Annotated in this window: 8 protein-coding genes; 2 read left to right on the top strand and 6 right to left on the bottom strand. The window is 68.2% G+C overall.

Annotated features, from left to right (window positions below; all coding sequences use genetic code 11):
* Positions 1-712 precede the first annotated feature (712 nt).
* The 4 genes from ABD220_RS08660 to ABD220_RS08645 form a co-directional block, all read right to left on the bottom strand.
* Positions 713-997 carry a hypothetical protein gene (locus ABD220_RS08660; protein WP_344121653.1) on the bottom strand — a complete coding sequence of 95 codons (285 nt, stop codon included), beginning with the start codon at positions 995-997 and terminating at the stop codon, positions 713-715.
* Positions 998-1,039: 42 nt separating this feature from the next.
* Complete coding sequence (locus ABD220_RS08655) at positions 1,040-2,446, bottom strand: M20/M25/M40 family metallo-hydrolase (RefSeq protein WP_344121652.1); 1,407 nt, start codon at positions 2,444-2,446, stop codon at positions 1,040-1,042.
* Positions 2,436-2,795, bottom strand: coding sequence for a hypothetical protein (locus tag ABD220_RS08650; protein WP_344121650.1), 360 nt, complete (start codon positions 2,793-2,795; stop codon positions 2,436-2,438). Before ABD220_RS08650 ends, ABD220_RS08655 begins: the two co-directional genes overlap by 11 nt.
* A 168-nt stretch (positions 2,796-2,963) precedes the next feature.
* Positions 2,964-4,139, bottom strand: a complete 1,176-nt coding sequence (locus tag ABD220_RS08645) for a glutamate--cysteine ligase (RefSeq protein ID WP_344121648.1) — start codon at positions 4,137-4,139, stop codon at positions 2,964-2,966.
* A gap of 419 nt (positions 4,140-4,558) precedes the next feature.
* Here ABD220_RS08645 and ABD220_RS08640 point away from each other — a divergent pair, with 419 nt between their 5' ends.
* Positions 4,559-4,936, top strand: a complete 378-nt coding sequence (locus ABD220_RS08640) for a TIR domain-containing protein (protein WP_344121646.1) — start codon at positions 4,559-4,561, stop codon at positions 4,934-4,936.
* A 380-nt stretch (positions 4,937-5,316) separates the two neighbouring features.
* Here ABD220_RS08640 and ABD220_RS08635 read toward each other — a convergent pair whose 3' ends face one another.
* Positions 5,317-5,898 (bottom strand): TetR/AcrR family transcriptional regulator, encoded by a 582-nt coding sequence (locus tag ABD220_RS08635; RefSeq protein ID WP_344121643.1) that lies wholly within the window; start codon positions 5,896-5,898, stop codon positions 5,317-5,319.
* Positions 5,899-6,022: 124 nt separating this feature from the next.
* Here ABD220_RS08635 and ABD220_RS08630 point away from each other — a divergent pair, with 124 nt between their 5' ends.
* Complete coding sequence (locus ABD220_RS08630; RefSeq protein ID WP_344121641.1) at positions 6,023-7,456, top strand: MFS transporter; 1,434 nt, start codon at positions 6,023-6,025, stop codon at positions 7,454-7,456.
* A gap of 198 nt (positions 7,457-7,654) precedes the next feature.
* On the opposite strand, the gene ABD220_RS08625 is transcribed toward ABD220_RS08630, so the two are convergent.
* A complete protein-coding gene (locus tag ABD220_RS08625) occupies positions 7,655-8,440 on the bottom strand; it encodes a VOC family protein (RefSeq protein WP_344121640.1) in 786 nt (261 codons plus the stop codon).
* Positions 8,441-8,811 lie beyond the last annotated feature (371 nt).

The raw sequence follows: 8,811 nt of genomic DNA, 5'->3' as shown, positions 1-8,811 counted from the left end.
CGTAGGGGATCCCGGTCGCCCGGATCACCTCACCGTCGGCCCAGCCGCGGACAGGCCCGCAGGCCGGGGTGAATGGCCTCATCGTGATCAGCTCCTGGCGACGAGTATTGACGTGGCCGGTTGCTGGACCCCATCCAGGCTAAAGGCGGGAACCTTTCCTGACTAGGGCTTTGCACGGCTTGGCCCCTCCTGGGGCCGGAAGAGGCAGAACGTCCGGGTCCCCGGGGCTGCTGCTGGGATCACCATGGGCGCCGAGGTCACCGGCCCCGCCTGCGTCACCGGGGATCATGAAATCCTTTTTGGGATCACCCAGGGTGGCGGTGGCCACGAGTGGCAGACCCAGGGTCTCGGTGTCTTCACGGCCCCGATGGCGATCTACGCCACGGGCCGGCGGAACGCCAGGGCGGCCGACCACTCGGTTGCTGTTCCCGACAGCGTCCTCGGCGTCCGAGTGGGGGGTGCAAGGCCTCGATTGTCTCCGGATCTCAGACCCAAAACCCACTGGGACCGGTGAGCCAAGATACCGGCGTAGCCCGGCACCGGCCGGGAGCACCGACGTGTCAGATCGCCACCGATGTGAATGTTCTCCCCGAGGCGGGGTCCGCCCCGGGGCATGACACCGAACTCGCGCTGAAGGGCGAGGATCTTCCAATGCCGGGGTGACGGGCGATTCTGGTGGAGCGCTCTCCTGTCATGTCCTCGGGTCGGGGTCTTACTCCTCGGGTGTGGTGTCCGCGCCGTGGAGCAGGTCGCGGGTGTAGGGGAGCAGGGGCTGGTGGTGGGCCTCGAGCAGGTGATTGGCGGCGTGGATGAGCAGGTCGCGTTGGAAGGCCGGTAGATGCAGGCACTGATGCAGGTAGGCCTCGATCTCGAACTGTTCCACGGTCCCGCCCTGCCCCCGGTAGCCCGACCACAAGGCTTGCAGGGTGAACCGGTCACGGGCCATGGCGTCGGTCAGCAGCCAGGCCTGGGTGGATCCGGCGGTGGTGTCGTCCATCTGCTCCTCCTTCGATGTCGACCCGAAAGCCAGCGTTGGTCCTCACTTGGTGGTGTGCCCAGTGCCGTTATGTCCCAGGTCCTCCCACAGGTGGGCCAGGGTGGCGGCCCCGGCGGTCAGCAGGTCGGTGCGCACGCTTTCGTCGCTGTCGTGCCAGTTGTCCTCGACCAGCCCGGTGCCGAAGAACACGACCGGCGCCTGCAGGGTGGTGGCCAGCAGCTCGGCCGGCCCGCCTCCGGCGTTGCCCATCCGCCCGACCTCGTCCACGCCGAAGCCGGCGGCCATGGCCTGTTCCAGGGCCGCGAGGACCGGGGTGTCGGGGGTGCGGTAGGCCTCCTGGGCGGTCTCGACCGAGATCGACAGGTCGTACCCGTAGCCCTGCCCGACCTGTTCGTCCACCCAGTGGCGCAATTGCTCGGCCACCTCGTGCACCTTCTGCCCGACCACGGTGCGGATGCTCAGGTCCATGGCCGCCATCGAGGGGATCGCCGCCCGTGAGACGCCGACCGGGTCCCCGGCGACCAGGGCGATGACTTCCAGGGCAGGGCGTTCCCACAGCCTCTCCAGCACGGTGTAGCCGGCTTCCCCGCCGATGCTGCGGGTGTGGGAACGGGCCAGCCAGTCGGCCTCGTCGAAGGGCAGCGCGGCCAGCTCCGCCCGCCGGGCGGGGGTGACGCCGGTGACGTTGTCGTAGAAGCCAGGCAGAGTGATCCGCCCCTGGGCGTCATGAAGCTGGGCCAGCAACCGAGCCATCTCCAGGGCCGGGTTGGGGGCGACCCCGGAGACGGCCCCGCTGTGGATGTCGGTGTAGGGACCGTAGACCTCCAGGTGCGCCCCGAGCATCCCGCGCACCCCGGTGCACAGTCCCGGGTGGTCACTACGCCACAGCAGGGTGTCGGAGAAGATCACCACGTCCGCGGCCAGCTCCTGGGCGTGGTCCTCCAGCAGGGCGGCCAGGCCGGGGGAGCCGGCCTCCTCCTCGCCTTCGACGATGACCTTCAGATTCACCGCCGGCACCTTGCGCCCAGTGGTCGCCAGGTGCGCCCGCACCGCCCACAGGTGGGCGGTGACCTGGCCCTTGGCATCCGAGGTCCCGCGGCCGTAGAGCCGCCCGTCACGGGCCACCGGGTCGAAGGGGGAGGTCTGGTCCCAGTTCTGCTCCTTGACCGCGCGCACGTCGTGGTGGCTGTAGACCAGCACGGTCGGCGCCCCGGGGGACTCGCACCAGGACCCGTAGACGGCCGGGCCCTGGACCCCGTCCCAGATCTCCGTGGTCGGGAACCCGATGTCGCGCAGCTCCCCGGCCAACCAGTGGGCCGAGCGCACGAGGTGGTGAGCCCGTTCCGGGACCCCGGCCACCGAGGGGATTCGCACCCACTCCACCAACCCGGCCAGCAGCTGATCGGTGTGGTTCCCCAGGTAGGCCTTGATGGCTTGGTCAACGGTCATCGCCATGTGCCTTCCTGCCCGCCCCGGTCCACACGGTCCGGGGCTCGGGGGCGGCACCAGCATGGGAAGAGCACGCCGGTGGTGCCGGAACCACGAACCCGACCGGGAAGAGAGGGCCGTCGGGGTCGTGGTGGTCGATCTCCCGGAGCAGAAGATCCACCGCGGAGGCCCTCGAGGCGGTCCCGGTCAGATCCACCAGCACCTCGAGGCCGGCGGTGAGCGCCTGGGCCTGCTGGAGCACCCGGAGCAGGAGCTGGTGGTTGTCCTCGGTCAAGGCCCCGGTGACAGTCAGATGCACCTGGTGGGTATCTGGGTCGATGTCGGTGAGCACGCTCAGTTGCAGATCCATGGTGGTGGCTCCTTCGCCACGGGAACATGCGTGGCCGGCTGCTCGACCTGTTCCCAGGCTAGGCGCCCGGCATCGCGCTGACCAGGGCGGGCGTGTTATCGGTGCCCGCCTCGGAGCACCCGGTGCGGGGCACTGGACGGGGGACCGGCCCCAGCGGCCGGTGAACGCTCACGTCGGCTCGGAGTGTGGTTCTGCCGTGGTGGGGGCGCCGATGTGCAGGGCGTCGGCCACCACGTCGTGGAGGTCATGGCGGGACGCGTAAGCCTCGCGCTGTCGGTGGGCTCCTGTCCCCTCGCGCAGAATGGCCACGACCACGGCCTGGACCTGTTCGTCCTCCCCGGCCTCGGCCAGCACCGGGCGCAGCAACTCCAGTAACTCGGCCACCACCTCCCCGGCCGCGGCCGGCGCACCCGTGGTCGGGCTCACCAGCTGGCCCTCGACCCCCGAGCGGGCGGCCCGCCAGGACCAGGCCCGCAACTGGGCGACCCCCACCGGGGCCGGATCCTCCCCTGCGCGCCAGGCGCGGGCGGCGGTCTCCACCAGGGCCCGCACCAGCGCGGCGATCACCCCCGCGTGGACGGGGTCCAGGCACACATCGGCCACCCGCACCTCCACCGTGGGGAAACGGGCCGAGAGCCGGGCGTCGAAGTACACCATCCCGTCATCCAACGGCACCCCCGAGACCAGCAAGTCCTGCACGTGCCGGTCGTAGCCCTCCACCGTCCCGAAGATCTCACTGGGCCCGGCGGTGGGCCACCGCATCCACGCCTGGTACCGGTAGGAGGCGAAGCCGGTGTCCACCCCGTACCAGAACGGGGAGTTGGCGCTCAACGCCAGCAGCACCGGCAACCACACCCGAATCCGATCCAGCACCGCCACGCCCTCCTCGCGGGAGGCGATGCCCACGTGCACGTGGAACCCGCAGGTCAGCTGCTCGGCCGCCAGCAGCCCCACGTGCTGCTGGATCCGGCGGTACCGGGCCTGCGGCACCAGGTGCGGCAGATCGGCAGACACCGAGGTCGCCAACGCCACGGCCCGCCCACCCACCGTACGGGCGGCCTCATCGGCCAGGGCTCGGCCGGTTCGGATGGCGGTGATCTGCTCGGCCAGGGTGAGCTGGGGCGGGCTGACGACCTCGATCTGCTCCTGCTGGAACTCCACCGTCAGGCCATGGCTGGCAGCCACGTCGGCAGGCTCCGCGGTCGGGAACACGGCGCCCGGTCCGTGGGAGCCGTGCTCCAGTCGTTGGTCGTGGTGGTCGACTACCGCCTCGCCGGCGGCCAACGGCCTCAGAGTCACCGCATCGACGAGCAACAGCTCCTCTTCCACACCGAAAGTCCGCACCAGTTCCGCTCCTTGTCGACCGCCTATCCACCATCGTGGGCCCCATAACGAGCAGGCGGAAGCCGCAGACCGGAAACAGATAACCACCAGGACGCAAACATGCCGGTCCCCGCCGCAGGTATTGCAGTAGGGGGAACTGCGGTCCAGGGGCTGCCCGTGGCCGTTCCCCAGCGGTTCCGGTGCCAGCCGGCGGGTTCATCGAATGCGCCGGTGAAAGCGGTGACAACGTGGCCGACCGATGGCCGGTTCCTGTGGACGGCCCCGAGTCCCTCGCGGGATTGTGGTGCGCGGTCGTTATTCACGGATGATCCGTTCATGAAGCCATGTTGCTCGAACCTATTCTGTCCGGCCGAGACAACCCGTACCGTGGCTCCCACTAATACTGAGGTTTATCTAATTTTTGTGGGGAGTTGACGGCAATGGCGCCGAGAACTGTATTTCTGGCGTACGCCGAGCAGGACGAGCCGTACCGGGACCTGTTCACCACGCAGTGGGCGCGATCCGGGGACCAGGCCCGTTTCCTGGATTCACCCACCGGCGCGGCGTGTTCTGAGCAGTGGAAGAAAGACGTGCGGGAGCGGATCCGTGGTTGCGACGGGGTGATCGCGTTGATCGGCGGGGCCACACCTGACTCGGCCGTGGCGCGGTGGCAGATCCGCTGCGCGGTCGCCGAGGGCAAACCGTTGATGGGCCTGTGGGTCGAGGGAAATCACCAGGGGAAGCCGGCCGAGATGGGCCCGGCGCGCTGTGAGTCCTGGACCTGGGAGAACATCGGGGACTTCCTCGACCGTCTCTGACCCAACAGCCACCGGACAACACTGATGCACGCGACAAAGGGTTGGACTCGATTAGGACTGATGCACCATCAAGTGCCCAGTGATCTGGTTGGCCTCTGGAGTGGGCATATCCGGAATCCGGGGATGCGGCTACGTAGTGACGAGTCGATTTGCGGACACTGGATGCAAGAGCGATGCAGTCGCTCCGCTTCCCATGAGGCCAGCTATCGGCCATCAAGCCAGCTCAGATGTCACCTACCGTGCGGCAGCCCCGTGTGGAATGCGGGGAGGGGGTGGTGTCACCGTCCTTGAGTGTTGCTCAGAGGCTCCATATCTCAGGCATGTGCGCCACCGAGCTGTGGGGCTCACGGCCTTCGCGCCGAGAATTTTGACATCGTGTTCTACCTCGGTGCGGCAGAGTTCGCCTGTGAGAGCTGCAGCAGCTCCTGGCGCGCCTGCGCTATTTCCTCCGCGTTGAGGAACGGGCTTCCCATCGCGGCAGCGAGCCCTTCAGCGGCGTGTCTGACCACCAGACTGGTGGCCGCGCAGAGATCGTCGGCCGCGAAGGCTGCCCGCCATCGCGCCGCGTCGCGCTCGAGGAGAGCGTCGGCTTGGGGGATGCCGGCATACAACTGCGGAATCGTCGTCCGGGAGAACACACTCACGGCCTCTGCGCTGTCGCCGGTCAGGGCGCGCACGTAGGCGCGGTGCAGCCGTCCGGGGGCTGGTTCGGTCTCGTCCACGAGGTGCTCGACGCTGCGCCACAGGCGGTCGATGCCGTCCTGGCATATCGCCGTGCTCAGAGCTTCGCGAGACGGGAAGTGGTGCAGCAGCCCCCCTTTGGACACGTTCGCGGCTGCGGCGATGTCAGCGATGCTCGCCTCCCGTCCCCGCTCGATGAGCAATCGTTCGGCGGCATCGAGGATCGCCCGACGCGTCCGGTCCTTGTCGCGCGCCACCAGCGGTGCGTGAGAAAAGGTCATGCCCTACCTTCGCATGCTCAGGTGGTTACCTTCCCCACATCTTCAACATACCGTCCAGACGGTATGTTAGCGTCCGATGGGTTCATCGAGGTCCGATGGTCCGGGAGCCGAGGAGAAGACAGGTATGGCTGTGGTTGCGACCCAGGTGAGGTATCGATGGGCGGTACTTGCGGCGGTGTCCTTAGGGCTGTTGATGGTGACGCTGGACAACTCAGTGCTCTACACAGCACTGCCGGTGCTCACCGCGGATCTGGGTGCTACGCCCTCGGAGTCGCTGTGGATCATCAACGCCTACCCGCTGGTCATGGCGGGACTTCTGATGGGGACGGGCACGCTCGGGGACAAGGTCGGTCACAAGCGGCTTTTCATCTGGGGCTTGGTGGTCTTTGGCCTCAGTTCCATGTTGGCCGCCTACGCCGCGACACCGGCGATCCTCATCGCCGCCCGGGCACTGCTGGGAGTGGGTGCTGCCATGGTCATGCCCGCCACCCTCGCCCTGATCCGTGAGACGTTCCACGACATCCGCGAGCGCAACATGGCGATCGCCATCTGGGCGAGCATCGCCATTGTCGGCGCAGCCCTCGGCCCGATCGTGGCAGGGCTGCTCCTGGAACGATTCGCGTGGGGTTCTGTCTTCCTGATCAACGTGCCTATCGTCCTGATCGCCCTGGTCGCCGGTGGCATCCTCGCACCGAAACCAGAAGCGCGCCCCGACACCCCCTGGGACCTGCGGTCCTCCCTCCTCGCCCTCGTCGGCCTCGCCTCACTGGTCCTGTTCATCAAGGAAGTCGCCAAGATCGACCGGTCGTGGCTACTGGTCGCCGTCAGTCTCGTCGCCGCGGTCCTCGCACTGAGATGGTTCACACGCCGCCAGGCACGCCTTGCGCATCCGCTCCTGGACTTCGGCATCTTCCGTTCCCGACCCCTCAGCGCCGGCGTTCTCGCGGCCGGTCTGGCACTGTTCGCGATCGCCGGCGTGCAGCTCATCACCACCCAGCGGTTCCAGCTCGCCGAGAACTACACGCCGCTGCAGGCCGGTCTGCTGGTGACGGTCATCGCCGTCGGTTCCCTGCCTGCGGCCCTGTTCAGCGGCGCCGTCATGCACAGGACCGGCCCCAAGCCCCTCATCGTCGGTGGACTGGCCGTGGGCGCCGTCGGGTTGCTGGCAGCCGTGCTCGCACTGCCCGTCGGCGTCGTGCCGTTCGCGGCTGGTCTGTTCGTCACCGGTGGCGGCCTCGGCGCCGTGATGTCCGCAGCGTCCTCCTCGATCATCGGAAACATCGCGCCCGAACGAGCAGGCATGGCCTCATCCCTGGAAGAGGTCTCCTACGAGTTCGGCTCCCTCACCGCCGTCGCGATACTGGGCAGCGTGTTCACCACCATCACGGCCACCACCTCCATCGCCACCGGGCACATTGTCGTCATGACGATCACCCTCAGCGTCGTTGCTCTCGGCACCGTCGCCTGCGCCCTGCTCCTGCGCGGGGTGGTCGTCGAACAAGCACACGGACATCAGCCACGGCATCCGTCAGCAGTCGGAGACGGTCGCTATACATAAGGCGGACTACCGGCCGCTGCCTGCGAGGGTGGCGTTGCGGTAGGGGTTGCTCGCAGCACCGGGCCGTCGATGCTGCCGGGACACTGGTCTCGGATCCGCTCAGCGTCGGAGGCCACCTCATAGCACCGGCGTTCAGGCACAGCATTCCCGTGCCTGAACGCCGCTGCTATGTGGGAAGCCTGCAGGTCGAGCCGCGTCCTACATGTTCTCGCTGGGGGTCATGACCGCGAACGACTCCCCGTCGGGGCCGGTGGCCACGGCCATCCGCCCGTACTCGAAGTCCGAGGGTTCCCAGGTGACCGTTCCGCCGGCCTCGCGGATGCGCTGCGCGGCGGCGTCGACGTCATCAACCTGGAAGGCCACCGACCACCCGATCTGCGGGCCCTCGGTGTTCGGATCCGGGCCCCCGATCCCCCCGGCGGGCATGTCCTGGCCCGGGACGGTGAACAAGGCGTAGGGCATCTTCTCATCACCCATGTCCTGGTAGCTGTAGCCGAAGACCTGGGTGTAGAAGCTCCGGGCGGCATCGGAGTCGGCGGTCATCAGATCGCACCACACCGGGGCGCCGGGCTCACCGAAGAGCTGGAACCCGGTGTGTTCCTTGGCCTGCCACATCCCGAAGGCCGCCCCGGTGGGATCGGTCCACTGGCCCATGTGCCCGAAGGGCCCGACCTCCATGGGCTCGACCACCGTGGTGGCCCCGGCGCCGGTGGCCTTGGCCGCGTCGGCGGTGATGTCCTCGGTGGCCAGGTACACGTCCCAGGTGTGCGGGGCCTCCTCCATGCCCTCCATGGCGGGGGAGAGCCCGGCCACGGTGCGCCCGCCGACCAGGGCGTTGAAGTACCCGCCGTACTCGGGGGCGGAGTCGATGTAGTCCCAGCCCAGCACCGCGGTGTAGAAGCTCCGGGTGCGCTCCAGATCGGAGACCATCAGATCCACCCAGCACGGGGTGCCGGTGGGCCAGGGAGTGGTGTGCGTGCTCATGAGAAAGGGTCCTTCCGCGAGATCGTGTGGAACCGTCCTGACGGAGGACCGCGACACGAAACCACCTTCCGCCGTGGCTACGCGGTGATCTCCGACACGGCTCAGGCTACGGAGGCCCCCGGACGGCACAACACCGTGACACCCAGCCGGTGTGACTGCGACGCGCAGAGTTCACCGCGACCGGGCACCTGAGCACAGGGAGCTCACCGTCACCGTGCCATGACCCCGCCTCGGTCTTCTCCGCCCCGTCAGGGTCCGCCCGGCAGCAGGGGCTTCCGCCAGAGCTGGCAGACCAGACCATCACAGGGCTCGCCCGAACAGGCGAGGCAGGCTTCAACGCTGCGTTAGAGGTTCCCGGCTGCACACCGGGG

This window comes from Kocuria aegyptia (assembly GCF_039530085.1).
Lineage (GTDB): Bacteria > Actinomycetota > Actinomycetes > Actinomycetales > Micrococcaceae > Kocuria > Kocuria aegyptia.
This window is presented reverse-complemented; position numbering and strand designations above follow the sequence as displayed.